The sequence below is a fragment of the Rhizobacter fulvus genome, assembly GCF_964020785.1.
This window is the reverse complement of sequence record NZ_OZ224516.1, coordinates 4,716,721-4,740,506: the sequence shown is the minus strand read 5'-3', so window position 1 is coordinate 4,740,506 and position 23,786 is coordinate 4,716,721. Positions and strand designations below refer to the sequence as shown.

23 protein-coding genes are annotated in these 23,786 nt (G+C 68.3%); 14 read left to right on the top strand and 9 right to left on the bottom strand.

Annotation, left to right across the window (positions count from 1 at the left end; all coding sequences use genetic code 11):
• Nucleotides 1-45 precede the first annotated feature (45 nt).
• Nucleotides 46-2,241 (top strand): 1,4-alpha-glucan branching protein GlgB, encoded by a 2,196-nt coding sequence (glgB, locus tag ACWH49_RS22535; protein WP_448173479.1) that lies wholly within the window; start codon nt 46-48, stop codon nt 2,239-2,241.
• Nucleotides 2,229-4,325, top strand: coding sequence for a glycogen debranching protein GlgX (glgX, locus tag ACWH49_RS22530; RefSeq protein WP_448173478.1), 2,097 nt, complete (start codon nt 2,229-2,231; stop codon nt 4,323-4,325). The genes glgB and glgX overlap by 13 nt, the downstream gene beginning before the upstream one ends.
• A 4-nt stretch (nt 4,326-4,329) precedes the next feature.
• Here the strand turns inward: glgX and ACWH49_RS22525 are convergent, their stop codons facing one another.
• The 5 genes from ACWH49_RS22525 to ACWH49_RS22505 form a co-directional block, all read right to left on the bottom strand.
• Entirely contained in the window at nt 4,330-5,397 is a 1,068-nt protein-coding gene (locus ACWH49_RS22525; RefSeq protein WP_448173477.1) for a sensor histidine kinase, read from the bottom strand.
• Between the two features lie 265 nt (nt 5,398-5,662).
• Complete coding sequence (locus ACWH49_RS22520) at nt 5,663-6,805, bottom strand: branched-chain amino acid ABC transporter substrate-binding protein (RefSeq protein WP_056469305.1); 1,143 nt, start codon at nt 6,803-6,805, stop codon at nt 5,663-5,665.
• A gap of 170 nt (nt 6,806-6,975) precedes the next feature.
• Nucleotides 6,976-7,356 carry a hypothetical protein gene (locus ACWH49_RS22515; protein WP_448173476.1) on the bottom strand — a complete coding sequence of 127 codons (381 nt, stop codon included), beginning with the start codon at nt 7,354-7,356 and terminating at the stop codon, nt 6,976-6,978.
• Nucleotides 7,353-7,784 (bottom strand): DNA polymerase III subunit chi, encoded by a 432-nt coding sequence (locus tag ACWH49_RS22510; protein ID WP_448173475.1) that lies wholly within the window; start codon nt 7,782-7,784, stop codon nt 7,353-7,355. The genes ACWH49_RS22515 and ACWH49_RS22510 overlap by 4 nt, the downstream gene beginning before the upstream one ends.
• Before the next feature lie 6 nt (nt 7,785-7,790).
• Nucleotides 7,791-9,251 (bottom strand): leucyl aminopeptidase, encoded by a 1,461-nt coding sequence (locus ACWH49_RS22505; protein WP_448173474.1) that lies wholly within the window; start codon nt 9,249-9,251, stop codon nt 7,791-7,793.
• A 43-nt stretch (nt 9,252-9,294) separates the two neighbouring features.
• Between ACWH49_RS22505 and lptF the strand changes: the two genes are divergently transcribed.
• From lptF to ACWH49_RS22480, 5 genes are read left to right on the top strand one after another with little or no spacing between them, the layout of a single operon-like run.
• Nucleotides 9,295-10,401 carry an LPS export ABC transporter permease LptF gene (gene lptF / locus ACWH49_RS22500; protein WP_448173473.1) on the top strand — a complete coding sequence of 369 codons (1,107 nt, stop codon included), beginning with the start codon at nt 9,295-9,297 and terminating at the stop codon, nt 10,399-10,401.
• Nucleotides 10,398-11,513: an LPS export ABC transporter permease LptG gene (lptG, locus tag ACWH49_RS22495; protein WP_448173472.1), complete on the top strand. Its 1,116-nt coding sequence runs from the start codon at nt 10,398-10,400 to the stop codon at nt 11,511-11,513. Before lptF ends, lptG begins: the two co-directional genes overlap by 4 nt.
• Complete coding sequence (locus ACWH49_RS22490) at nt 11,510-11,896, top strand: sirohydrochlorin chelatase (protein WP_448173471.1); 387 nt, start codon at nt 11,510-11,512, stop codon at nt 11,894-11,896. The genes lptG and ACWH49_RS22490 overlap by 4 nt, the downstream gene beginning before the upstream one ends.
• Nucleotides 11,893-12,837: a CysB family HTH-type transcriptional regulator gene (locus tag ACWH49_RS22485; protein ID WP_448173470.1), complete on the top strand. Its 945-nt coding sequence runs from the start codon at nt 11,893-11,895 to the stop codon at nt 12,835-12,837. Before ACWH49_RS22490 ends, ACWH49_RS22485 begins: the two co-directional genes overlap by 4 nt.
• Nucleotides 12,838-12,854: 17 nt before the next feature.
• The gene (locus ACWH49_RS22480; RefSeq protein ID WP_448173469.1) at nt 12,855-14,003 is read left to right on the top strand and encodes a pyridoxal phosphate-dependent aminotransferase; all 1,149 of its coding nucleotides are present in this window, start codon (nt 12,855-12,857) and stop codon (nt 14,001-14,003) included.
• A 1-nt stretch (nt 14,004) separates the two neighbouring features.
• Here ACWH49_RS22480 and ACWH49_RS22475 read toward each other — a convergent pair whose 3' ends face one another.
• Nucleotides 14,005-15,981, bottom strand: a complete 1,977-nt coding sequence (locus tag ACWH49_RS22475) for a type IV pilus assembly protein FimV (RefSeq protein ID WP_448173468.1) — start codon at nt 15,979-15,981, stop codon at nt 14,005-14,007.
• A 136-nt stretch (nt 15,982-16,117) separates the two neighbouring features.
• Between ACWH49_RS22475 and ACWH49_RS22470 the strand changes: the two genes are divergently transcribed.
• Nucleotides 16,118-16,897: an oxepin-CoA hydrolase, alternative type gene (locus ACWH49_RS22470; protein WP_448173467.1), complete on the top strand. Its 780-nt coding sequence runs from the start codon at nt 16,118-16,120 to the stop codon at nt 16,895-16,897.
• A 1-nt stretch (nt 16,898) separates the two neighbouring features.
• Here the strand turns inward: ACWH49_RS22470 and ACWH49_RS22465 are convergent, their stop codons facing one another.
• Complete coding sequence (locus tag ACWH49_RS22465) at nt 16,899-17,678, bottom strand: class II aldolase/adducin family protein (RefSeq protein ID WP_448173466.1); 780 nt, start codon at nt 17,676-17,678, stop codon at nt 16,899-16,901.
• A 108-nt stretch (nt 17,679-17,786) separates the two neighbouring features.
• Here ACWH49_RS22465 and ACWH49_RS22460 point away from each other — a divergent pair, with 108 nt between their 5' ends.
• Genes ACWH49_RS22460 through ACWH49_RS22450 form a run of 3 tightly spaced genes read left to right on the top strand, consistent with a single transcriptional unit; the run spans nt 17,787 to nt 20,890 of the window.
• A complete protein-coding gene (locus ACWH49_RS22460; protein WP_056469270.1) occupies nt 17,787-18,491 on the top strand; it encodes a Crp/Fnr family transcriptional regulator in 705 nt (234 codons plus the stop codon).
• 53 nt (nt 18,492-18,544) lie between these two features.
• Nucleotides 18,545-19,621: a phosphotransferase gene (locus ACWH49_RS22455; RefSeq protein ID WP_448173465.1), complete on the top strand. Its 1,077-nt coding sequence runs from the start codon at nt 18,545-18,547 to the stop codon at nt 19,619-19,621.
• Nucleotides 19,622-19,648: 27 nt separating this feature from the next.
• Nucleotides 19,649-20,890, top strand: a complete 1,242-nt coding sequence (locus ACWH49_RS22450; RefSeq protein WP_056469264.1) for an acyl-CoA dehydrogenase family protein — start codon at nt 19,649-19,651, stop codon at nt 20,888-20,890.
• Nucleotides 20,891-20,903: 13 nt separating this feature from the next.
• Here ACWH49_RS22450 and ACWH49_RS22445 read toward each other — a convergent pair whose 3' ends face one another.
• The gene (locus ACWH49_RS22445; RefSeq protein WP_448173464.1) at nt 20,904-21,644 is read right to left on the bottom strand and encodes a hypothetical protein; all 741 of its coding nucleotides are present in this window, start codon (nt 21,642-21,644) and stop codon (nt 20,904-20,906) included.
• A gap of 74 nt (nt 21,645-21,718) precedes the next feature.
• On the opposite strand from ACWH49_RS22445, the gene ACWH49_RS22440 reads away from it, so the two are divergent.
• The 3 genes from ACWH49_RS22440 (at nt 21,719) to ACWH49_RS22430 (ending at nt 23,210) form a co-directional block, all read left to right on the top strand.
• Nucleotides 21,719-22,411, top strand: coding sequence for a glutathione binding-like protein (locus ACWH49_RS22440; RefSeq protein WP_448173463.1), 693 nt, complete (start codon nt 21,719-21,721; stop codon nt 22,409-22,411).
• Between the two features lie 17 nt (nt 22,412-22,428).
• Nucleotides 22,429-22,911 (top strand): CreA family protein, encoded by a 483-nt coding sequence (locus tag ACWH49_RS22435; RefSeq protein ID WP_448173462.1) that lies wholly within the window; start codon nt 22,429-22,431, stop codon nt 22,909-22,911.
• Between the two features lie 80 nt (nt 22,912-22,991).
• Entirely contained in the window at nt 22,992-23,210 is a 219-nt protein-coding gene (locus tag ACWH49_RS22430; protein ID WP_448173461.1) for a hypothetical protein, read from the top strand.
• 15 nt (nt 23,211-23,225) lie between these two features.
• Here ACWH49_RS22430 and ACWH49_RS22425 read toward each other — a convergent pair whose 3' ends face one another.
• Nucleotides 23,226-23,786: a low affinity iron permease family protein gene (locus tag ACWH49_RS22425; protein ID WP_448173460.1), complete on the bottom strand. Its 561-nt coding sequence runs from the start codon at nt 23,784-23,786 to the stop codon at nt 23,226-23,228.

The window sequence follows — 23,786 nt, the reverse complement described above, 5'->3', positions numbered from 1 at the left end:
ATGCGTCGCACCGAGCCTGCACCTTTCCGGCTTCGCGCCCACGACATGCTTTCCGACTCCGAGATCGACGCGTTTCGCCACGCGACCCACAACGACCCGTTCGCCGCGCTGGGCATCCACGCCGACCGCGACGGCCAACTCTGGCTGCGTGCGATGCTGCCGGGTGCCTCGCAGGTCGCCGTGCTCGATGCGAGCAACGGCGAGCTGATCGGCGCCCTCGCCCGCCGGCATGCCGACGGGCTGTTCGAAGGGCCGCTGACCATCACGGTGCGGCCGAACTACCGGCTCCAGGTGCGCTGGGAGGACGGCCGCTCGACGATCGTCGACGACCCCTACCGCTTCCCGCCGGTGCTCGGCGAGCTCGACGTCTGGCTGCTCGGCGAGGGCACGCACCTGCGGCCGTTCGAGGTGCTCGGCGCCACCCAGCGGGTGCTGCTGGGGGTCGCCGGCACCAGCTTCGCCGTCTGGGCGCCGAATGCGTCGCAGGTCAGCGTGGTCGGTGACTTCAACCACTGGGATGCCCGCTGCCACCCGATGCGCCTGCGACGCGAGTGCGGCGTCTGGGAGATCTTCCTGCCCGGCGTGATCGCCGGCGCCAAGTACAAATACCAGCTGCGCGCCGCCGACGGCCGCGTCCTGCCGCAGAAGGCCGATCCATACGCGCTGCAATCCGAGTTGCGGCCGGCCACGGCCAGCGTCGTCGCGCGCATGCCGGCCGTGGTGCCGCCTTCCGAGGCGCGACGCCGGGCGAATGCACTCGACGCGCCCGTCAGCATCTACGAGGTGCACCTGGGCTCGTGGCGCCGTCACCATGACCACACCAGCGGCCCCGATGGCCGCTACCTGAACTGGGACGAGTTCGCGAGCCTGCTCGTGCCCTACGCGCGCGACATGGGCTTCACGCACATCGAACTGCTGCCGGTCTCCGAGCATCCGTTCGACGGTTCGTGGGGCTACCAGCCGATCGGGCTGTACTCGCCGACCTCGCGCTTCGGTGATGCGGCGGGGTTCAAGCGCTTCGTCGAACGCTGCCACGCCGAGGGTTTGGGGCTGCTGCTCGACTGGGTGCCGGCGCACTTCCCGTCCGATGCGCACGGCCTGGCCGAATTCGACGGCACGCACCTGTACGAATACGCCGATCCGCGCGAAGGTTTTCACCAGGACTGGAACACGCTGATTTACAACTTCGGCCGCACCGAGGTCAGCAACTTCATGGTCGCCAACGCGCTTTATTGGCTCGAGCGCTACGACGTCGACGGGCTGCGCGTCGATGCCGTCGCCTCGATGCTCTACCGCGACTACAGCCGCCAGGCCGGCGAGTGGGTGCCGAACGTGCACGGCGGTCGCGAGAACCTGGAGGCGATCGCGTTCCTGAAGCGCATGAACGAGATCGTCGGCACCGAGCGGCCGCAGGCAGTCACGCTCGCGGAAGAATCGACCGCGTTCCCTGCCGTCTCGCGCCCGGTCCATGCCGGCGGCCTGGGCTTCCACTACAAATGGAACATGGGCTGGATGCACGACACCCTGCAGTACATGCAGCGCGATCCGATCCATCGCCGTCACCACCAGGGCGAGATGAGCTTCAGCCTGGTCTACGCGTTCAACGAGAACTTCGTGCTGCCCCTCTCGCACGACGAGGTGGTGCACGGCAAGGGCTCGATGCTCACCAAGATGCCGGGTGACCGCTGGCAGAAGTTCGCCAACCTGCGCGCGTACTACGGCTACATGTTCGGCCACCCCGGCAAGAAGCTGCTGTTCATGGGCTGCGAGTTCGCGCAGGAACGCGAGTGGAACCACGACCGCAGCCTCGACTGGCACCTGCTCGACGACCCGTTGCACGACGGCGTGCGCAAGCTGCTGCGCGACCTGAATGCGCTCTATCGGGCGACCCCGGCGCTGCACGAGCGCGATTTCACGCCCGACGGCTTCGAGTGGCTCGACCACCAGGATGCCGAGAAATCGGTGCTGAGCTTCGTGCGGCGCGGCGAGGCCGACGACGCGCTCGTGGTGGTGGTTTGCAACTTCACGCCGACGCCGCACCGCGCGTACCGCGTCGGGGTGCCGCGACCGGGCGTCTACCGCGAGTGCCTGAACACCGACTCCGAGCACTATGGCGGCAGCAACGTCGGCACGCCGCTCGGCGCCGCGACGGCGCAGCCGGTACCGCTGCATGGCCGCGCGCAATCGATCGTGATCGACCTGCCCCCACTGGCCACCGTGATGTTCGAATGGAAGGCCTGAGCCGGCTCGGCAGCGGCCGCTCCTGGCCCCTGGGCGCCCACGCCGACGATCGCGGCGTCAACTTCGCGGTGTTCTCGGCGCACGCGCAGGCGATCGACCTGTGCCTGTTCGACGCCACCGGCACCCGCGAGATCGAACGCCTGCGTTTGCCCGGGCACACCGGCGATGTCTGGCACGGCCGCATCGACGGCGCCGCCGCGGGCCTCGTGTACGGCCTGCGCGCGCACGGACCATGGCGGCCCGACAAGGGCCACCGCTTCAACCCGAACAAGCTGCTGCTCGATCCGTACGCCCGCGAGATCGTCGGCAGCTTCGACTGGTCGGACCTGCACTTCGACGCCGACCGCGTCCACCCGCGCCAGATGGACCCGCGCGACAACGCCGCGACCGCACTGAAGGCGCGCGTGGTGCGCGACCGCCACGACTGGGCCGACGACCGCCCGCCGGACACGCCGCTGGCGGACACGGTCCTGTACGAGATGCACGTCAAGGGCTTTTCCAAGCTGCACCCCGACGTGCCCGAGGCCCTGCGCGGCACCTACGCGGGGCTCGGGCACGGCGCCTCGATCGCGCACCTGAAGCAGCTCGGCGTCACGGCCGTCAGCCTGCTGCCGGTGCACCAGCGCATCGACGAGGAACGCCTGGTCAAGATGGGCCTGACGAACTACTGGGGCTACAACACGATCGGCTTCTTCGCCGTCGAGCCGCGGCTCGGCAGCACGCCGCACGACGCGGCCGCGACGCGCGCCGAATTCCGTGCGATGGTGGCGGCGCTGCATGCGGCCGGCATCGAGGTGATCCTCGATGTCGTCTTCAACCATACCGCCGAGAGCGACGCGCTCGGCCCGGCCGTCTCGTTCAAGGGACTGGACAACGCCACCTACTACCGCCTGCCGCCCGACGCACGCAGCGCCTACGACAACTACACCGGTTGCGGCAACACCGTCGACCTGCGTCACCCGCGCGTGCTGCAGCTGGTGATGGACTCGCTGCGCTACTGGGTCGAGGAGATGCACGTCGACGGCTACCGCTTCGACCTCGCACCCGTCCTCGGCCGTGGCGACGAGGGCTTCATGCGGCAGACGGCCTTCTTCGCCGCGGTGGCGCAGGACCCGGTGCTGGCCGGCGTCAAGATGATCGCCGAGCCCTGGGACCTGGGCCCGGGCGGCTACCAGGTCGGCGGCTTTCCGAACGGCTGGGCCGAGTGGAACGACAAGTTCCGCGACGACATGCGGGCGTTCTGGCTTCGCCACCCGGCCACGCGCGGCGGCTTCGCGCAGCGGCTGTGCGCGTCGAGCGATCTGTACGAGGCACGCGGCCGGGCCCCGGCCGAGTCGGTCAACTACGTGATCTCGCACGACGGCTTCACGTTGCGCGACCTGCTCAGCTACAACGAGCGCCACAACCTCGCCAACGGCGAAGACAACCGCGATGGCACCGGCCACAACCTGAGCTTCAACGCCGGTGTCGAGGGGCCGAGCGACGACCCGGCCGTCAACCAGCTCCGCGGACGGCTGCAACGCGCCGTGCTGGCGACGCTGCTGCTGGCGCAAGGCACACCGATGCTGTGCGCCGGTGACGAACTGGGCCACACCCAGTCCGGCAACAACAACCCTTATTGCCACGACAGCGAGATCACCTGGATCGACTGGTCCAGCGCGGACGCGGACCTGCTCGAGTTCACCGCCCGACTGGTCCGCGTGCGCCGCCTCGCCCGGCCGTTTGCGAACCGCTGGTACAGCGGCCTGACCGACCCGCTCGGCCTGCACGACATCGCCTGGCTGACGCGCGACGGCGAACCCTTGCAGGGCGTCGCGTGGAGCGATCCGGACAGCCGCGTGCTGGGCTGCCTGATCGGCGAGCCCGGCCGTGCGGCGGCGCCCTTGCTCGTGCTGGTCAACGCCGGTGCTGCCGACACGCAGTTCCTGCTGCCGGCCGGGGTGTGGGAAGTCATCGTCGACACCACCGAGCCGACCGGTCGTGGCGCCTGGCACGGCCAGGGCGAGGTCGCGCTGCCCCTGCCGGCGGGATCGTTGCTGCTACTCGCCGCAGCCGGCGCTGGCATCCGGCTCGACGGGTGTTGAGCCGCTAGCCGAGCTGACCCAGGTCGCTCCGGCGCTCGACCAACGAGCTCGGGAATGAGATGGTGAAGACGCAGCCCACCTGGGGCAGGTCCTTCACCGAAAGCGTGCCGCCCATCGACTCGACATTCTGTCTTGCGATCGACAGCCCGAGACCCAGCCCGGTGCGGTCAGCGCCCAGCTGAGTAAAGGGCAGGAACATCGTCTCCGCGTGATTGGGCGCGAGGCCTCCGCAATGGTCCTCGACGTCGATGTAGACACGGTCGTCGATGTCATACGCGATGAGGTGAACCGCGGTGTTCCGGTGCGTGAACTTGAATGCATTGCTGAGCAGGTTGCCCAGGGCACCCAGCAGCAGGTCCCGGTTCGCCTCGACCCGCAGAACCGGGTCCACGGTGGCGACGATGAGCTCGCATCCACGGACATCCGCTTCCAGCTGCGCAGCGGTTGCGGCGTCGATGATGAGTGACGACAGCGAGAAGATGCTGGTCGGAATCGCCGTCGCGCTTCGCGCGCGGACTTCAGCCAACGAACTGTCCACCAGGGCGCGCATCGACGTGAGACTGCGCTTCAAGACGGAACCGGTGGCACCGGCAAGAGACAGGCTTCCGATTTCCATCGCACGCACCGAGAGATTCGCAATTTGCAGGGCGTTGCGGAGCTCGTGCGCGAGATAGGCAAGCCGTTCGTTCGCCTCCGTCGACAGACGTTCGGCCACGGCAGAGTCGCGCTGTGTACTGAACTCCGACACGGCGTCCGCGATGGCGTTGTCCAGGCAGCGGTTCAGCGTCCTGAACTCGGACACCTGGAAAGGCGCATCCCGCTCCTCGGCGAGCTCGGTGATCGCCTGGCACAGGTCGCCGTAGTCATGCACGACCTGGTCGACCGAGAAGCCCAGACCCAGCAGCGCCTTGCCGTGCGCCATGGCGCCCACCCCGATCTCGGATGGCGCCTCGACATCTCCACCCGAACTTCCGGACACTTCCACGCTGAGCGCGGCGTTCCCTTCATCCTCGGCAATCAGCGTGCGGATCAGCTGGTCCAGAAAGAGCGGAATGCCGTTGACCAGTTGCATGTCGGTCGCATTTCGCTGGAGGCGCCGGCGCACCTTCGTACTGCAGCGACCGATCAGTTCGCTGCGGTTGTTCGTTAAAAACTCATGAAGCAATGGGAGCCCTGACGTTGACGGGGCCACGCGGAAGCGGTGCGTACTGGGGATCTTCACGTCCCGGAGCGAGCCAGTCTGTACGGCACCGAACAAATGAAGGCGGCCTCCCCGCCCGGCTGGAATCAAAAGGGGCGCCCGAAGGCGCCCCAGAGCTGCAGAGCGAGGTGTTCGCTTAACGAACGACCGCGATCTGGTCGCGCTTGTCACCCTTGTAAGTGAACAGCGTCAGCGCGCCGTTCTTGATGTCGCCCTTCTCGTCGAACGCGATCGTGCCGGTCACGCCCTTGTAGCCGGCCGTCTTCGCCAGCACCGGCAGGTAGACCTTCGGATCGGCCGAGCCGGCCTTGACCATCGCGGCGACCATCACGTTGGTCGCGTCGTACACGTACGGTGCGTAGACCTGGACGTCGATGCCGAACTTCTTCTTGTAGTCGGCGCGGAACTTCTCCATCCCGACCTTCTGCTCGCCTTCGACACCGCCGGCTTCGGCGCAGACGACCTGGCCGTCGGCCATCGCGCCGCCCGCCAGCTTCGGCAGTTCGCTCGAGCAGATGCCGTCGCCGCCCATGAACTTGGCGTTGATGCCGAGTTGCTTCATCTGGCGGATCATCGGACCGGCCACGGCGTCCATGCCGCCGAAGAAGACCACGTCCGGCTTCTTCGACTTGATCTGGGTCAGGATGGCGGTGAAGTCCGTCGCCTTGTCGGTCGTGAACTGGGTTTCAGCGATCGCGCCGCCGGAGGCCTTGACGGCCTTGGTGAACTCCTCGGCGACGCCCTGGCCGTACGCGGTGCGGTCGTCGATCACGGCGATCGTCTTGCCCTTCAGCTCCTTGACGGCGTACTTGCCGAGGGTGCTGCCCAGGTGCACGTCGTCAGCGACCACGCGGAACGCGGTCTTGAAGCCCTGGCGGGTGTACTTCGGGTTGGTCGCCGACGGCGAGATCTGCGGAATCCCGGCATCCGAGTAGATCTTCGAGGCCGGGATCGTGGTGCCGGAGTTCAGGTGGCCGATCACGCCGGCGACCTTCGCATCCGCCAGCTTCTGCGCCACGGCGGTGCCCTGCTTCGGGTCCGCGCCGTCGTCCTCGGCCAGCAGTTCGAGCTTGACCTTCTTGCCGCCGATCGTCACGCCCTTGGCGTTGAGTTCGTCGATGGCCATGCGGGCACCGTTCTCATTGTCCTTGCCGAGGTGGGCGATGGCGCCGCTCGTCGGGCCGACGTGGCCGATCTTGACGACCATGTCCTGCGCGTACGCAGAAGCACCGACCATCACCAGCGCTGCGGCGACGATCGTGTTCAGTTTGACTTGCATGCAAAAACCTCCGATTGGAATGTTCAAGGAAACGGTTGATATCTCAACGGGCGACACAATACCGCAAAAGAATCGCAATCCCTATAGTGGTGAATGCTCGGTCGCCCGCCGCCTGCGCGCCTCGGCGAAGGGCCGCCGAAAGCCGTCAGGGTCAACCCACAACGCGCGGGTCAGCGAGTGCGATGACGGGTCAGTTCCTGGGCCACCGCACGGGCCACCACATCACGCAAGGTCGATGCCAGCTCGCTGCGGGCCTCGCGCACCACGCTGTCCGCGGCGCGCGTGAGCAGCGGGGTCAGGATTTCCCGCAGCCGGTAGTCGAGCATCAGGTCCATCTGGCGCTGCAGGTCGTTGAGGATGCGCTGGGTCAGCTGCTCCTCGGTGATGGACAACGGCGCCGGCAACGGCATCGCGACCTCCGGTGTCGCGGTCGTGGCCGGCTCAGCCAATGGCTCCGGGGCCGGTCCCGACGCCGGCGCGGCCGATGCACCCGGCCATGCCACCACTTCCGTCAGCGTCGGCACGCGGTCCGGCGGCAGCGGCGAGTTCACGCGGCCACCTCGTGCTTCTGGATCGCGTACCCGCGGGTCGCGTAGTGGCGCCAGCGCGCGCGCGCGGCGGTTCGTTCCACCTCGTCGGCCGAGACGATCTCGACCAGCTTGCCGAAGCTCTCGAACCCGGCGGGCGCATCCGGGCCGAGGTTGATCAGGACGTCGTGGTGACCGGGCTGGCTCGCATCCTGGGCGAGCCAGACACGGGTCGCCCGCAGGCGCGGTTCGATCGCCTGGCCCGGCCGCAGCATCACGTGCGGCAGGAACTCCAGGTCTTCGAAGGTCCAGAGCGCGCGGTCGAAATGCGCGAGCGCCGGCGCCGGACCGGCCAGCACGACGGTGGCACCCATCCGGTGTGCCTTGCGCACCAGCCGGCAGGTATAGGCGGTGCGGTCGGGCACGTTGAAATGGAAGCTGACCTCGGTCACGGCACCTCACGCCGCCTGTGCGAGCACGAAGTGGGTCAGCAAGGGCACCGGGCGGCCGGTACCGCCCTTGGCGGCACCCGACTTCCAGGCGGTGCCCGCGATGTCCAGGTGCGCCCACGGGTACTTGCCGGTGAAGCGCTTCAGGAACATCGCCGCGGTGATCGCGCCGCCGGGGCGGCCGCCGATGTTGGCCATGTCGGCGAAGTTGCTTTTCAGCCCGGCGTCGTATTCCTCGTCGAGCGGCATGCGCCAGCACGGATCCAGGCCCTTGGCGCTGGCCGCCTGCATCTGCTCGGCGATCTTGTCGTCCGCAGTGAACAGCCCCGAGTTGTGGTGGCCGAGCGCGATCACGCAGGCGCCGGTCAGCGTCGCCACGTCGACGACGACCGCGGGCTTGAAGCGCTCGGCGTAGGTCAGCGCGTCGCACAGGATCAGCCGGCCTTCGGCGTCGGTGTTCAAGATCTCGATGGTCTGGCCGGACATGCTGGTGACCACGTCGCCCGGCTTGACCGCGTTGCCGCCCGGCATGTTCTCGCACGACGGGATGATGCAGACCAAGTTCAGCTTCGGCTTGAGTTCGGCGATCGCGCGCAGCGTGCCGAGCACGCTCGCGGCGCCGCCCATGTCGTACTTCATCTCGTCCATCTCGGCGCCCGGCTTCAGCGAGATGCCGCCGGTGTCGAAGGTGATGCCCTTGCCCACCAGCACCACCGGCGCCTGCGACTTCGGGGCGCCGTCGTAGCGCGCCACGATGAAGCGAAGCGGTTCGTCGGAGGCCTGCGCCACCGACAGGAACGAACCCATGCCGAGCTTTTCGCAGGCCTTGCGGTCGAGCACCTCGACCTTCAGCGCGTACTCCTTGCCGAGCTTCCTCGCGACGTCGGCCAGGTGGGTCGGCGTGCAGTGGTTGCCCGGGCGGTTCGCCCATTCGCGCGCCAGGTTGACGCCGGCGGCGATTGCGTGCCCACGGGCCAGGCCCTGCTGCACCGGCTTCACGTCGGCCTTCGCGCACAGCACGGTGACCTTGTCGATCTTCGACGCGGCCGGTGCGCTCGGCTTGGTATGGCGGTAGAGGTAGGTGCACTCGCGCGCCGCGGTGACGACCGCCTCGGCGTGCGCATCGCTCAGGGCGCCGGCGCCCGCCAGGCCGACGGCGACGTGCTTCGCGCCGCTGCCCTTCACCTGGTTCAGTCCGTGCATCAACGCGGCCTTGAACGCTTTCACGGTCGGCGCGCCGGCCGCCGCGAACACGACGCGGGCGGCGCGCACGCCCGCCGGGCGGTGCAGGTACAGGCTCTTGCCGGCCTTCAGCGCCAGGTCGCCTTGCGCGATCGCGTCGCTCAACGCGTTCGCGAGCGCCGGGTCGAGGCTGGCGTCGACCGCCTCGCCGACGACGACAAGCACGAGCGCGTCGCAGGCCAATGCGGCCAGGTTGTCCGGAGCAGAAATCTGATGACGAAAGTCCATAATCACCCGTCCCATGAGAGCAGGACATTGAGACAAGCCGACGATGTTATTCGATTCCACCCTGCGCCGAGACCTGGCCCGCAACTTCGGGGCGACCCTGGTCGTGATCCTCACTATCGTGCTGACGATGATGCTGATCCGTACCCTCGGCCAGGCGGCCGGCGGGCAGGTGGCGCCGCAGGACGTGGTCCTGCTGCTCGGTTACGTCGCGCTCGGCCACCTGCCGACGATGCTGGCGCTGTCGCTGTTCATTGCCGTGGTCGCGACGCTGACCCGCATGTACCGCGAGAGCGAAATGACGATCTGGTTCGCCAGCGGCGTCGGCCTGACGCGCTTCGTGCGACCGGTCCTGCGCCTGGCCTGGCCGGTGCTGCTGGTGATCGGCGTGCTGGCCCTGTTCGTCTGGCCGTGGCAGAACCAGCGCGGCGTCGAGCTGAAGGAGCGCTTCGAGCGCCGCTCCGACCTGTCGCGCGTGGCTCCCGGGCAATTCCAGACCTCGAGCGACGGGACGCGCGTGTTCTTCATCGAGCGCGACACGAGTGACGCGCGGATCGGCAAGAACGTGTTCATCCTGAGCACGCAGCCGAACGCCGAGTCGGTCACGTCGGCACGCAGCGGGCGCATCGAACTGGTCGGTGACGACCGCTTCCTGCAGCTCAGCCGGGGCCAGCAGAACGAGGAGAACCTGAAGACCGGCGAAAAGACGCTGGCGCGCTTCGAGGGCTACAGCGCGCGTGCCGGCGAACGCGTGATCTCGAGCATGGACAACCTGCCGCCGAAGGCCCGCACGAGCCTCGACCTGCTGCTGCAACCCACGCCACGTCACCAGGGCGAACTGGTCTGGCGCCTCGGCCTGCTGCTCGGCGCCGCCAACATGGTGCTCCTGGGGATCGGCCTGTCGGCCTCGAACCCGCGCCGCGCCAGCAACTGGAACCTGCTGTTCGCGCTGCTGACCTTCGCGATCTACTACAACGTGATCAACCTGTCGCAGGCCTGGGTCGCGGGCGGGCGCATCGGCATGGGCAGCGCGCTGCTGCTGGCGCATGGCGGCGCGTTCGCGATCGCGCTCGGCCTGCTCTGGTGGCGCGACGACGCCAACCGGCGTGGCGCCTGGCGGGCCCGCCTGGCCGCGCGGGCGGTGCCGGCATGAAGACCGTCCGCCAGCTGTTCTATGTCGACATCGTCACCGCGGTGGCATTCGTCGCGCTCGCGTTCCTGTCGCTGTCGTTCTTCATCGACTTCATCGACCAGCTCGGCGATGTCGGCCCCGCCTACTCGGTGCTGCAGGCGACGCTGTACTCGCTGCTGCTGGTGCCGGGCCACTTCTACGAGGTCGCGCCGATCGCGGTGCTGATCGGCACGATCTACACGCTGGCGCGGATGGCGCAATCGTCCGAATACACGATCCTGCGCACCGGCGGGCTGGGGCCCGGGCGGGCCTTGTCGCTGCTGGCGGTGCTCGGGCTGGTGTTCGGCGTGCTGACGTTCGTGGTGGGCGACTACCTCGCACCGCTCAGCGAGCGCCAGGCCGGCCAGGTGCAGGCGCTCTACAAGGGCGGCGTCAAGCTCGGCCGCTCGGGCGCCTGGCTGAAGGACCACGCGACCACGCCCGAGGGTGAGCGCAACTACTCGATCAACGTCGGCTCCGCCGGACCGAAGGGCCTGCTGAACGACATCCGCATCTTCGAGTTCGACGACGGCAACCGCCTGCTGCGGCGGATCGCCGCGGCGCGCGCGCAGGTCGACCCGAAGACCCAGGCCTGGGCGCTGCAGGATGTGACAGTGACGCGCTGGATCGATGCCGGCGATGGCGCCGGTGCGCGCCAGGTGCCGGAGCAGAAGCTGCCCGAGCTGGCCTGGAACAGCCGGCTGTCGTCGGCCGTGGTCGCGGCGACGGTGTCGCCGGTCAGCGCGATGTCGACGATCGACCTGGCACGCTACATCGGCCACCTCGCCGAGAACGAGCAGGCCGCGCAGATCTACCAGATCCAGTTCTGGAAGCGCGCGCTCTACCCGTTCGCCTGTCTCGTGATGGTCGGCCTCGCGCTGCCCTTCGCGTACATGCATGCGCGCGCCAGCGGCATCAGCCTGAAGGTGTTCGGCGGCATCATGCTGGGCATCAGTTTCGTGTTGCTGAACAACGTGGCGGGGCACCTCGGGCTGCTGCGAAACTGGACACCGTGGATGGTGGCGGCGGCGCCGAGCGCGCTGTACCTGCTGCTGTCGCTGGCGGCCTTCAGCTGGCTGGTGAGGTACCGATGAAGCGCGGTCTGCTGTTGTTCGCGCATGGAGCGCGCGACCCGAACTGGGCAATCCCATTCCGCGCCGTGGCCGAGCGCGTGAGGGCGCGCGATGCCGCACTGGTGGTCGAACTCGGCTTCCTCGAATTCATGACGCCCACGCTTGGGGAGGCCGGCGCAGCGCTCGCGGCTGCGAGCTGCACGCAGGTCGACGTCGTGCCGCTGTTCCTCGGCGCCGGCGGCCACGTGCGCAAGGACCTGCCCGATCTGCTCGCCGCACTGCGCACCGCCTGCCCCGGCACCGACTGGCGCCTGCGCCGCGCGATCGGCGAGATCGACAGCGTGATCGATGCGATGGCCGTCGCGGCCCACGACCTGACGAACGAACCGCCGCCACCGCCATGAACCTGCACCAGTTCCGCTTCGTCCAGGAGGCCGCGCGCCGCGACCTGAACCTGACCGAGACCGCGAAGGCGCTGTTCACCTCGCAGCCCGGCATCTCGAAGGCGATCCTCGAACTCGAGGCCGAGCTCGGCGTCGACATCTTCGCGCGCCACGGCAAGCGCCTGCGCCGCATCACCGAGCCCGGCCGCGAGGTGCTGAAGAGCATCGAGGTGATCATGCGCGAGGTCGGCAACCTCAAGCGCATCGGCGAGGAGTTCTCGATGCAGGACGCCGGGACGCTGTCGATCGCCACCACGCACAGCCAGGCGCGCTACTTCCTGCCCGAGCCGGTCGCGCAACTGCGCAGGCGCTTTCCGAAGGTCAACATCAGCATCCACCAGGGCTCGCCCGAACAGGTGGCGCGGATGGTGCGCGACGAGGTCGCCGACATCGGCCTGGCCACCGAGTCACTGGCCGATGTGCCCGAGCTCGTCACGCTGCCCTGCTACGAATGGCGGCACGCGGTCGTGATGCCGGCCGGGCATCCGCTGTCGCAGGTCGAGCGGATTTCGCTGGAAGACCTGGCGCTGCTGCCGCTGGTCTCGTACCACCCGTCGTTCAGCGGCCGCACCCGCGTCGACCAGGCCTTCGCGGCACGCAACCTCAAGCCCAACATCGTGCTGGAGGCCATCGACGCCGACGTGATCAAGACCTATGTGCGGGTCGGCCTGGGCGTCGGCATCGTCGCCGAGATCGCGGTGCGCGACGACCCGCCGGGCGGCGACCTGGTCGCGCGACCGGTCGGTCACCTGTTCGGCAACAACGTCACGCGGATCGCGTTCAAGCGCGGCGCGTACCTGCGCAACTTCGTCTACGCCTTCGCCGAGATGCTGTCCGATCGACTGAACCGCAAGCTGATCGACGGCGCGATGGCCGGCGGTGGCGACGACTACCAACTCTGACTCCCCTCCACTCCCACATGACTCCTGCCATCACCAGCCGCCTGCCGCACGTCGGCACGACGATCTTCACCGTGATGTCCGCGCTCGCGACCGAGCACGGGGCCGTCAACCTCGGCCAGGGCTTCCCGGATTTCGATTGCGACCCGGCGCTCGTCGACGCGGTCGCCGCGGCGATGCGCAGCGGCCTGAACCAGTACCCGCCGATGGCCGGCGTGCCGGCGCTGCGCGATGCCGTGAGTGCCAAGATCGCCGCGCTGTACGGCCGCCACTACGACCCGGTCAGCGAGATCACGATCACCGCCGGCGCGACCCAGGCGATCATCACCATCATCCTCGCGATCGTGCACCCGGGCGACGAGGTGATCGTGCTCGACCCGTGCTACGACAGCTACGAGCCCAACATCGAGCTGGCCGGCGGCACGCCGGTCCACGTGCCGCTGACGCCGGGCACCTTCGAGCCCGATTTCGGGCGCATCGCCGCCGCGATCACGCCGCGCACGCGCGCGATCATCGTCAACACGCCGCACAACCCGAGCGCCACTGTCTGGTCCGCTGCGCACATGGCGCGGCTCGCCGGGTTGCTGCACGGCACCGACATCCTGGTGATCGCGGACGAGGTCTACGAGCACATGGTCTACGACGGCGAACTGCACCAGAGCGTCGCCCGCTTTCCGGAACTCGCCGAGCGCAGCTTCGTGGTCTCGAGCTTCGGCAAGACCTACCACGTGACCGGCTGGAAGGTCGGCTACGTGGCCGCGCCGGCGCCGCTGATGGCCGAGTTCCGCAAGGTGCACCAGTTCAACGTGTTCACCGTCAACACGCCGGTGCAGCACGGGCTGGCGACCTACATGGCGGACGCGTCGCGCCACCTCGCGCTGCCGGCGTTCTACCAGCGCAAACGCGACCTGTTCCGCGCGGGCCTGGCCGCGACGCGCCTGCGCGTGCTGCCGAGTACCGGCAGCTTCTTCCAGTGCGTCGATTACTCGGCCGTGAGCGAACTCCCGGAAGCCGATTTCTGCCGCTGGCTGACCACCGAGATCGGCGTCGCGGCGATCCCGCTCGCGGCCTTCTACCAGGGCGGGTTCGAACAGCGGATCGCACGCTTCTGCTTCGCGAAGAAGGACGAGACGCTGCAACTCGCGCTGACGCGGCTGGCCAAGCTCTGACTCAGCGCACCCTGTCGTCGGGCGTCGGCTCGTTCGGCAGATCGAGGTGGAAGTCGATGAAGCCAGGCTTCGCGGCGTCGCCGCGCCCGGGTTCGGACGCCGTGGCGGCCTGGTTGGACGCCAGGTTCAGATCGACCGGCAGCGTTGCCGTGTCGGCGTACTCCGAAGCCGTCGAGCCCGACGTCGCGCTCAGGCGCGACACCGGCTGCTCCGCCGAGTCGTCGAGCGGCAGCAGCAGGTCGACACCGGTGCTCGGCGGCACGCCGCCGCTCTCGGCCAGGTCACGCGCCACCGCGTACAGGAACAGCAGTTCGCGGTAGGCCGGCAAATCGAAGGTGGCATCGCCCTTGTTGCGACTCAACAGCGAGGCGTCCAGCGTCTGCATCACGCGGGTCGGCGCCGACCAGAGCGACTGCAGTCGGTCGATCGTCTCCGGGTAGTCGACCAGCGAGCGACCTTTCTGCGGATCGGCCTCGAAGTCGGGCGCGTAGGCGTTGAAGCGGCGGTTGAAGCGTTCGCGGATGCGTTCGTACGCCGCGGAGTCGCCGAGCCGGCGGTGGATTTCCAGCAGCTTCAGGTACGGCAACGGGCTGTTGCCGCCGTCGGTGCGCACGTGGCTCATCAGCAGCTCGATCGCGGCATCGTCCTGGCCGAGCACGACGAAAAACTCGGCCTGCTGCTCGAGGTCCATCAGCTCCTCGACCGACAATTCGCGCGGCGGCACGACGCCTGTCGCCAGCGGCGGTTCCTCTTCGTGCGGGAATGTCGGCACCTCGAACACGTCGTCCGTCGCCAGCGGCGCCGCGGCCGATTCGGCCGCGATCGACGGGACGGGCACCGGCACCGCAGCCGCGGGCGCCACCGTCAACGGCGCATCGGACGGCGCTGGCGTCGGCACCGGGCCGGACCACCACTGCGCCGACCGTGTGCCGCGCGTCTGGCGCCAGAACAGCAGCGCCACCAGCAAGGCCAGCAGCGCCACCAGGCCGGCGAGCAGGTACACCAGCGGGTTGGCGAAGCGTTCGGACTCGGCGTCCTTCAGGCGTGCCTGCAACGCGAGCAGCGAGGCCTGCGTGGCCTGCGAGTTCTTGGCCAGCTTGGCCATGCTGTCTTCCAGCGCCTGGATGCGCTGGCGCTCGGCGGCGAGCTGTTCGGCCGGCGACTCCGCTTTCGCGGCGGACGCGGCGTCCGCCGCCGGTGCGCTCGCCGCGCTGGCTGCCGCGGCGAGTGCGGTCGCCGCGGGCGCCGGTACCGCGGGTGCGGATGCTGCGCGTGCGATGACCGGCGCCGCCGTTTCGAGCTGCAGGCGCGGCCCGGTGGTCGTCGCCCGTGCGGTCGTGTTCGGTTGGCGCGCTGCGACGGTGCTGCTGCGCGGCTTGGCCGGCTGCGCCGTGACGCCGTCGCGCGCGGCGCGACTCACGGTCACCGGCGCGGACGGACGCGGACGGCTGCGCGGCGTGGCGCCGTCGCGCGGCGTGTCGTCCGCGCTGCGCGGTCGCGGTGCCGCGGTGCTGCGCGGGACGGCGTTGACGATCGCCGAAGTCTGCGGCTCGGCACGCGGCGGCACCGGCTCCGTGAACGCGGTCTGAGGCGCGTTGATCAGCGGCGGGTCGACGAACGCGACGAACCGCCGCGTCACCTTGGCCTGACAGCCGACGGTCACGCTGACCGTGACGACCGGCTCGTCGATCAGCGCGCTGGTCGTGATGCGAACGGTGCGCTCGCCGGCCTCGGGCGGCCCGTCGACGCTGACGCGGACCTGTCCCTGCGCGAGCCGGTTGTCGCCGGATTGAACCTCGGCCGAAACGCACTCCGCCGGCAGCGCCTCGTCGGGCTCGAGCCGGACGACCGCGCTGAAATTCAGCGGCTGGCCCAGCTGGGTGGGATTGCTGATGCGCCCGAAGCCGATGGCCTGCGCGGAGGACACCGCCAACCACAGTGCGGAGCCGATCGCGGTGAAGGTCAGAACTGCGCGCATGCGTGATCGGCGTTGGTGGGCGTGGGGGCTGTCTAGGGGTCGAGGGACTCTAGCATGAAGTAACAATTGCACGCCCTCGTGGCGCCCGAGAGACGCGTGACAGAATTCCGCAACAACGCCCCGGTCGGAGCACTTAATGACAGCCACCCTCCTCTCCGATCAGCGCGGCCCCGCCCTCGTGTTGACGCTCAGCGACCCGGCCACGCGCAATACGCTGTCGCACGAGGTCATCGCCGCGGCCATCGAGGCGCTGAACCGCGCCGAATCGGATGCCGAGATCCGGGCGGTCGTCCTGTGCGGCGACGGCGGTCATTTCTGCGCCGGCGGCAACCTGCAGGGGCTGCTCGAACGCCGGCGCAGTGGCCCGCCGGCCCAGGTGCGGATGCTCGAGCACCTGCATCAGCTTGTCGAGACGCTCGGTGCGTGCCCCAAGCCCGTGATCGCGGCGGTCGAAGGCGCGGCCGCCGGTGCCGGCTTCTCGCTCGCGCTGGCCTGCGACCTGATCGTCGCGGCCGACGACGCGCGTTTCATCCTGTCCTACGGCCGCATCGGCCTGTCGCCCGACGGCGGCGCGACGTGGCAGCTGCTGCAGGCGCTGCCGCGGGCCCAAGTGCAGCAGATGATCTGGCTCGGCGAGCCGGTGACGGCGCAACAGCTGCACGCCAGCGGGCTCGTCAGCGCGGTGGTGGACAAAGGCCGCGCGATCGACACCGCGCTGCGCCTGGCCGAACGCGTCGCCGCGATGGCGCCGAACGCACTCGCCAGCGGCAAGGCGCTGTTGCGCGAGGCCGGCGGCCGCACGCTGGCGCAGCAACTGGACGCCGAGCGCGACCACTTCGTCGAGAACCTGTTCCACGCCAACGGCGCGGAAGGCCTGAACGCGTTCCTCGAGAAGCGCGCGCCGAAATTCGGCTAGTTCAGGTTCGGTAGCCCGGGTCGGCCTTGTCGAGCCTGCGCAGCAGGCCCGGCCACGCCAATGCGCCGCCGCCCATGCCGCGCGTCACCTGCTTGGCCTGCTGCTGGGCGCCGGCGATGATGCGCGGGTCTACCGGGATCAACTCGCCCCCGCCGGCCTGCGCGCGAACCTGGATGGTGCAGACCGTCTCGAACAGGTACATGTTCAGGAACGCGTCCGGGATCGTCGCGCCGAGCGTCAGCAGCCCGTGGTTGCGCAGCATCAGGAAGCTGTTGTCGGGGCCGAGGTCGGCCACCAGGCGCGGCTTCTCGTCGTCGCGCAGCGCCACCCCCTCGTAGCCGTGGTAGCCCAGGCTCGACAGCACGAAGATCGACTGTTGCGAGATCGGCAGCACCCCGCCCTTCTGTGCCGACACCGCGATGCCGTTCAGCGAGTGCACGTGCAGCACGCACTGCGCATCGTGGCGGGCCGCGTGAATCGCGCTGTGGATCGTGAAGCCGGCGGGGTTCACGTCGTACGGCGATTCGTCGAGCTTGTTGCCTCGCGCGTCGATCCTGATCAGGCTCGACGCGGTGATCTCGTCGAACATCAGCCCGTACGGATTGATCAGGAACTCGTCGTGCCGGCCCGGCACGCGGGCGCTGATGTGGGTGAAGACGAGGTCGTCCCACTTGAACATCGCGACGAGCCGGTAGGCGGCCGCGAGGTCGACGCGGGTCTGCCATTCTTCGGGGCTGACCTGGCCCTTGCGGCTGGGGATTTCGAGGGTGAGCGGGTTCATGGCGATGTCTCCGTGTGGTGCGGTTCAAGGGCCGCCCGAGCGTCATTCACGCGTCATACACAATAGGCCGGCGCGGCGGCATGATGCTGTCACATCAGCGACTCACTCATGAATACCCCGGTTCTTACAATCGCCGAACGCTCCAACATAGACGCCGGCTCTTGGTTCTCAAAACTCTCCCAGCCCCTGCGCAACGCGATCCTGTCGCGCGCGGTGGTCAGGCGTTTGCAGGACGGCGCGATGCTCTCGGCGCGCGGCGGCCCGGCCGAAGAATGGTGCGGCGTCGCCAAGGGCGCGGTGCGTGTCAGCTCGGTCTCGCTGTCCGGCAAGCAGGTCACGCTGACCTATGTCGAGCCCGGCACCTGGTTCGGCGACATCTCGCTGTTCGACGGGCTGCCTCGCACCCACGACTCCAACGCCCACGGCGAAACCACGCTGCTGGTCGTGCGCAAGGCCGACTTCAAGGAACTGCTGTCCCAGCACACCGAGTTGTACGAGGCGTTGCTGCGCCTGAACTGCCGCCGCCTGCGGTTGATGTTCGATGCGGTGGAAGACCTGAACACCCGCCCGCTGGCCTCGCGCCTGGCCAAGCAGATCCTGCTGCTGGCGCGCAGCTATGGCATCGCGCAGGGCGAGGAGATCCGGATCGGCCTGCAGCTCGCGCAAGAAGATCTGGCGCAGCTGCTCGGCGCCTCGCGCCAGCGCGTCAACCAGGAGTTGAAGGGCTTCGAGCGCGACGGTGCGGTGCGGATCGAACCGACCCGGCTGGTGGTGCTGTCCAAGGAAAAGCTGCTCGCGATCTCGAGCAAATAGCGAACCGGCGTGTCGCGTCGGTTTACCGATAGTCCTTCATACGAATTGACGCCATGGAAGCCAACACCGGGACCAAGCCCGTCGCCGAATCGCACGCCTTCGACGTCGGTGCGTTGCAGTCGTTTCTGGCGGCGAACCTGACGGGCTTCGACGGCCCGCTGACGGTCGAGCAGTTCAAGGGCGGCCAGTCCAACCCGACCTACAAGCTGATCACGCCGGGCGCGTCCTACGTGATGCGCTCCAAGCCGGGCCCGGCCGACAAGCTGCTGGCCTCGGCCCACGCGATCGACCGCGAATTCACCGTGATGAGCGCGCTGCATGGCACCGACGTGCCGGTGCCGAAGATGCACCTGCTGTGCGAGGACGAATCGGTGATCGGCCGCGCCTTCTACGTCATGGAGTTCATGCCCGGCCGCGTGCTGTGGGAGCAGTCGCTGCCCGGCATCGAGAAGGCCGACCGGGCCGCCTACTACGACGAGATGAACCGCGTGATCGCGGCGCTGCACAACGTCGACGTCGCGAAGGTCGGCCTCGCGAACTACGGCAAGCCCGGCAACTACTTCGAGCGCCAGATCGGCCGCTGGACCAAGCAATACCTGGCGTCGATCACGCAGCCGATCCCGGCGATGGACGCGCTGATCGAGTGGCTGCCCGCGCACATTCCGGCCAGCGCGCGCGACGAGACGCAGGTCTCCGTCGTGCACGGCGACTACCGGCTCGACAACGTGATGTTCCACCCGACCGAGCCGCGCGCGATCGCGGTGCTCGACTGGGAGCTGTCGACCATCGGCCACCCGCTCGCCGACTTCAGCTACCACTGCATGTCGTGGCACATCCAGCCCGGGCAGTTCCGCGGTCTCGGCGGGCTCGACCTGGAGGCGCTCGGCATTCCCGACGAGAAGCGCTACGTGCGCCGCTACTGCGAGCGCACCGGGCGCGCCGACCCGGACGCCGTGATGGCCGACTGGAACTTCTACCTCGCCTACAACATGTTCCGCCTCGCCGGCATCCTGCAAGGAATTGCGAAACGTGTCGAGATGGGGACAGCGTCGAGCGCGCAAGCAAGGCAAGCTGGCGCCGGTGCGAGACCGCTCGCAGAAATGGGTTGGGCGCTGGCCCAGCGTGCCTGATACCCAAACACCCGAGGAGACACCAAGATGGATTTCGCCTACTCACCCCGCGCCGTGGAACTGCAGACCAAACTGCTCAAGTTCATGGACGACTACATCTATCCGGCCGAATCGAAGTACGAGGCCGAGATCGCCGCGAACACCGCGGCCGGCAAGCGCTGGACGCCGCTGCAGACGATCGAGGACCTGAAGCCCAAGGCGCGCGCGATCGGCCTGTGGAACCTGTTCCTGCCGCCGACCGCCGGCGGCGAAGGCTCCGCGCACAACGGCCGCGACTTCGGCCTGTCCAACAGCGACTACGCGCCGCTGGCCGAGATCATGGGCCGCGTGCCGTGGTCGAGCGAGGTCTTCAACTGCTCGGCGCCCGACACCGGCAACATGGAGACGATCGAGCGCTACGGCAAGGAAGAGCACAAGAAGCAGTGGCTGGAGCCGTTGCTGGACGGCAAGATCCGCAGCGCGTTCGCGATGACCGAACCGGCGGTCGCATCGAGCGACGCGACCAACATCGCGTCGAAGATCGAGCGCCAGGGCGACGACTACGTCATCAACGGCCGCAAGTGGTGGATCAGCGGCGCCGGCGACCCGCGCTGCCAGATCTACATCTTCATGGGCAAGACCGATTTCGAGGCACCGCGTCACGCCCAGCAGTCGATGATCCTGGTGCCGGCCAACACGCCCGGCATCAAGGTGCTGCGACCGCTGTCGGTGTTCGGCTACGACGACGCGCCGCACGGCCACATGGAGATCACCTTCGACAACGTGCGTGTGCCGGCCTCGAACATCCTGCTCGGCGAAGGCCGCGGCTTCGAGATCGCGCAAGGCCGCCTCGGGCCGGGCCGCATCCACCACTGCATGCGCTTGATCGGCCTGGCCGAGCGCTCGCTGGAGCTGATGTGCAAGCGCGCGTCGTCGCGCGTCGCGTTCGGCCGCACCGTGGCCGAGCAGGGCGTGACCCGCGAGCGCATCGCCGAAGCGCGCTGCCGCATCGACATGGCGCGCCTGTTGACGCTGAAGGCCGCGTGGATCATGGACGTCGCCGGCAACAAGACCGCCAAGGCCGAGATCGCGATGATCAAGGTCGTCGCACCGAGCATGGCGCTGCAGGTGATCGACTGGGCGATGCAGGCCCACGGCGGCGGCGGCGTCTGCGAGGACTTCCCGCTCGCCGGCTTCTACGCGGGTGCCCGCACGCTGCGCTTCGCCGACGGCCCGGACGAAGTCCACCGCAACGCGATCGCGAAGCTGGAACTCGGCAAGTACGCCTAAGGGCGACGCGCGCTCAGCGCGCGTCGTCTATCGCGCTGCCGGGCGGGAAGCTCTGCCAAGCGGTGCTGCGGCCGGTCGGCTCCGGTGCCCGGCCGGCCTCGCCACCGACCACGCGCAGCGCCTGCAGCACGCCGATTTCGAACAGCGCGAGCGTCGCCGCCACCGCCTTCGGATCGGGCGCGTCGAGTTGCGTGCGCAAATAGGCGCGGCCGCGCAACGTCATCAGCACAAACGGCGGCTCGGCGCGCAGCAGGCCGTGCGCCGCCTGCTCCAGTGCCGTCGCAAGCGGGCCTTCGATCCACGCCAGCCCGGTCTCCGGCACGCTCGCCACGGCGCCGAAGTGGCTGCGCAGGTTTTTCAGCGTCGTCAGGTTGACCTTCGGGAACATCACCAGCCAGCGCATCTCCTCGGGCGTCTGGGTGCCGATCTGCGTCTGCACGTTGTCGGTGAATTCCTCGAAGGTCTTGCGCTCCAGCGAGTCCATCAGCGGCCGCGACAGCACCAGCATCTGCGCGTCCGACGACAGGTCGAGTTCCATGCGCAGCCGCAACTCGTGGCCGCGGATGTAATCGCGCTGCGGCGGGCCCCATTCGATGCGCCAGGGCCGTCCCTCGAGCTTGCCGTCGATCACGAACCCGTCTTCGCCGCGCGCACGCTTGAACCCGTAGCCGCGCTGCAGGGCCCAATCGGAAACGAGCGTCAGATCCCGCTCATGGCCCTGCCGGGAGAACAAGCGCTTGAACGATTCGAGCATCGGTGCGCCCAATCAACTAGAGTGAATGTCCCGCACGACTCAGCAGCAAAGGCGTCATCGGCATGGATATGAACATGATCGAAGTGTATTCGTGGGCCACGCCCAACGGGCACAAAGTTCACATCATGCTGGAGGAATGCGGCCTGCCGTATCGCGCGCACGCCGTCGACATCGGCGCCGGCGACCAGTTCACGCCCGAGTTCCTCGCGATCAGCCCGAACAACAAGATCCCTGCGATCGTCGACCCGCAGGGCCCGGACGGCCAACCGATCTCGCTGTTCGAGTCGGGCGCCATCCTGATGTACCTGGCGGGCAAGACCGGCCGCTTCCTGCCCGAGAGCACCCGCGGCCGCTACGAGATGCTCGAATGGCTGATGTTCCAGATGGGCGGCGTCGGGCCGATGCTCGGCCAGGCGCATCACTTCCGAATCTACGCGCCCGAGAAGATCGAGTATGCGATCAACCGCTACACCAACGAAGCCAAACGTCTGTACGCCGTGATGAACCGGCGGCTCGCGCAGAGCAAGTACATCGCCGGCCCCGACTACACGATCGCCGACATCGCGATCTTCCCGTGGCTGCGCTCGTGGAAGAACCAGGGGATCGACTGGACCGACTTCCCGCACCTGAAGGGCTGGTTCGACGAGATCGCCGCCCGGCCCGCGGTCAAGCGCGGGGTCGAGGTGCTCGCGGCACAGCGCAAGCCGCTGGTCGACGACAAGGCGCGCGAGACCCTGTTCGGCGCAACCCAATACCGCACGCGTTGAACCTGCCCGGAGCATCGATGAATCAGCCCCTGCGTTGCGCCGCCATGGCGCTTGTCCTGGTCACCGTCGCGCAGGCGCCGCGCGCCGAGCCCATTGGCGAGGTCGATACCGTCTTCAAGCTGATCGGTCCGGACCACAAGATCGTCGTCGACGCCTATGACGACCCGAAGGTGTCGGGCGTGACCTGCTACGTGTCGCGCGCGAAGACCGGCGGCCTGTCCGGTGCCGTGGGCCTGGCCGAGGACAAGGCCGACGCGTCGATCGCCTGTCGGCAGGTCGGGCCGATCGGCTTCGTCGGCAAACCGCTGGCGCAGCAGGAGGAGATCTTCAACGAGCGCCTGTCGGTGCTGTTCAAGAAGCTGCGGGTCGTGCGGATGGTCGACAAGAAGCGCAACACGCTGGTCTACCTGACCTACTCGGATCGGGTCATCGAGGGGTCGCCGAAGAACAGCGTGACGGCGGTTCCGGTGGATCGAGCCACGTCAATCCCCATGAAGTAGTTGGCGAAGCTTGCGGTCGGCGGCACGCGCAATGCGCGTCGCATTGCCTAGAATTTGTGTCCCCATTCACGCCGAGTTCAATGTCCAAGTCCGTGCCGCCGAAGCCGACCGTTCCTACCGCAGATCGCCGCGCGGGCGTGGACCGGCGTCGCGCCGACGGCCTGCCGCCGGGAAAGCACGAACGGCGGCGCGGGATCGAGTCGCGCAAGCCCGAGGTGATCGAGCTCGACATGAGCAATTCGGAATGGGCCGCATTGAGCGACGGCGCCACTGCACCCTTGCCGAAGAAGCGCGCCTGAGCGCCCTGCCCGGGTTCAGCGTCCGCCGGCGCCGGCAGCGCTCGCGTTGACCAGGGTCGGCATCGGGACGCGGTCCCGGTCGGTCGGCATGCCCTCCTCGTCGATCGAGTGCGTTTCCTTGCCCTTGCCGCCATTCTTCGCGCGCGCGGCCAGGCGGACATAGAAATCAGCCACCTCGCGCAGGTCCTGCTCGTCGAGGTCCTCGATCCCGATCATGCGGTTGCTGGCCTGCTTGGTCGCGGCCAGCAGCTCGTTCAGTTTGAGGTGCAGCGCGATGCTGTCCTTGTTCTGGCTTTGCTGGATCATGAACACCATCAGGAAGGTGATGATGGTCGTGCCGGTGTTGACGACGAGCTGCCAGTTCTCCGAATAGCGGAAATAGCGCCCGGTCAGGCCCCACACCAGGATCGACAGCAGCGCGAGCGCGAACGCGACCGGCGAGCCGGCCCAGCGCGTCACGCGCGAGGCGAAGCGATCAAAGGCGCTGAGCACGGCCGAGCGCTTGGCGTACGAGACGGTGTTGGTCTCGGGCATCGATCCGACGGCGTCGGAATCACGGTCGACGGTCTGCTCCAT

Bases quoted from the DNA above. Each gene is read 5' to 3' on its own strand.
- glgB (WP_448173479.1), top strand. From the start codon at position 46: ATGCTTTCCGACTCCGAGATCGACGCGTTTCGCCACGCGACCCACAAC.
- glgX (WP_448173478.1), top strand. From the start codon at position 2,229: ATGGAAGGCCTGAGCCGGCTCGGCAGCGGCCGCTCCTGGCCCCTGGGC.
- ACWH49_RS22525 (WP_448173477.1), bottom strand. From the start codon at position 5,397: ATGCAACTGGTCAACGGCATTCCGCTCTTTCTGGACCAGCTGATCCGC.
- ACWH49_RS22520 (WP_056469305.1), bottom strand. From the start codon at position 6,805: ATGCAAGTCAAACTGAACACGATCGTCGCCGCAGCGCTGGTGATGGTC.
- ACWH49_RS22505 (WP_448173474.1), bottom strand. From the start codon at position 9,251: ATGGACTTTCGTCATCAGATTTCTGCTCCGGACAACCTGGCCGCATTG.
- lptF (WP_448173473.1), top strand. From the start codon at position 9,295: ATGTTATTCGATTCCACCCTGCGCCGAGACCTGGCCCGCAACTTCGGG.
- lptG (WP_448173472.1), top strand. From the start codon at position 10,398: ATGAAGACCGTCCGCCAGCTGTTCTATGTCGACATCGTCACCGCGGTG.
- ACWH49_RS22490 (WP_448173471.1), top strand. From the start codon at position 11,510: ATGAAGCGCGGTCTGCTGTTGTTCGCGCATGGAGCGCGCGACCCGAAC.
- ACWH49_RS22485 (WP_448173470.1), top strand. From the start codon at position 11,893: ATGAACCTGCACCAGTTCCGCTTCGTCCAGGAGGCCGCGCGCCGCGAC.
- ACWH49_RS22480 (WP_448173469.1), top strand. From the start codon at position 12,855: ATGACTCCTGCCATCACCAGCCGCCTGCCGCACGTCGGCACGACGATC.
- ACWH49_RS22475 (WP_448173468.1), bottom strand. From the start codon at position 15,981: ATGCGCGCAGTTCTGACCTTCACCGCGATCGGCTCCGCACTGTGGTTG.
- ACWH49_RS22470 (WP_448173467.1), top strand. From the start codon at position 16,118: ATGACAGCCACCCTCCTCTCCGATCAGCGCGGCCCCGCCCTCGTGTTG.
- ACWH49_RS22465 (WP_448173466.1), bottom strand. From the start codon at position 17,678: ATGAACCCGCTCACCCTCGAAATCCCCAGCCGCAAGGGCCAGGTCAGC.
- ACWH49_RS22460 (WP_056469270.1), top strand. From the start codon at position 17,787: ATGAATACCCCGGTTCTTACAATCGCCGAACGCTCCAACATAGACGCC.
- ACWH49_RS22455 (WP_448173465.1), top strand. From the start codon at position 18,545: ATGGAAGCCAACACCGGGACCAAGCCCGTCGCCGAATCGCACGCCTTC.
- ACWH49_RS22450 (WP_056469264.1), top strand. From the start codon at position 19,649: ATGGATTTCGCCTACTCACCCCGCGCCGTGGAACTGCAGACCAAACTG.
- ACWH49_RS22445 (WP_448173464.1), bottom strand. From the start codon at position 21,644: ATGCTCGAATCGTTCAAGCGCTTGTTCTCCCGGCAGGGCCATGAGCGG.
- ACWH49_RS22440 (WP_448173463.1), top strand. From the start codon at position 21,719: ATGATCGAAGTGTATTCGTGGGCCACGCCCAACGGGCACAAAGTTCAC.
- ACWH49_RS22435 (WP_448173462.1), top strand. From the start codon at position 22,429: ATGAATCAGCCCCTGCGTTGCGCCGCCATGGCGCTTGTCCTGGTCACC.
- ACWH49_RS22430 (WP_448173461.1), top strand. From the start codon at position 22,992: ATGTCCAAGTCCGTGCCGCCGAAGCCGACCGTTCCTACCGCAGATCGC.
- ACWH49_RS22425 (WP_448173460.1), bottom strand. From the start codon at position 23,786: ATGGAGCAGACCGTCGACCGTGATTCCGACGCCGTCGGATCGATGCCC.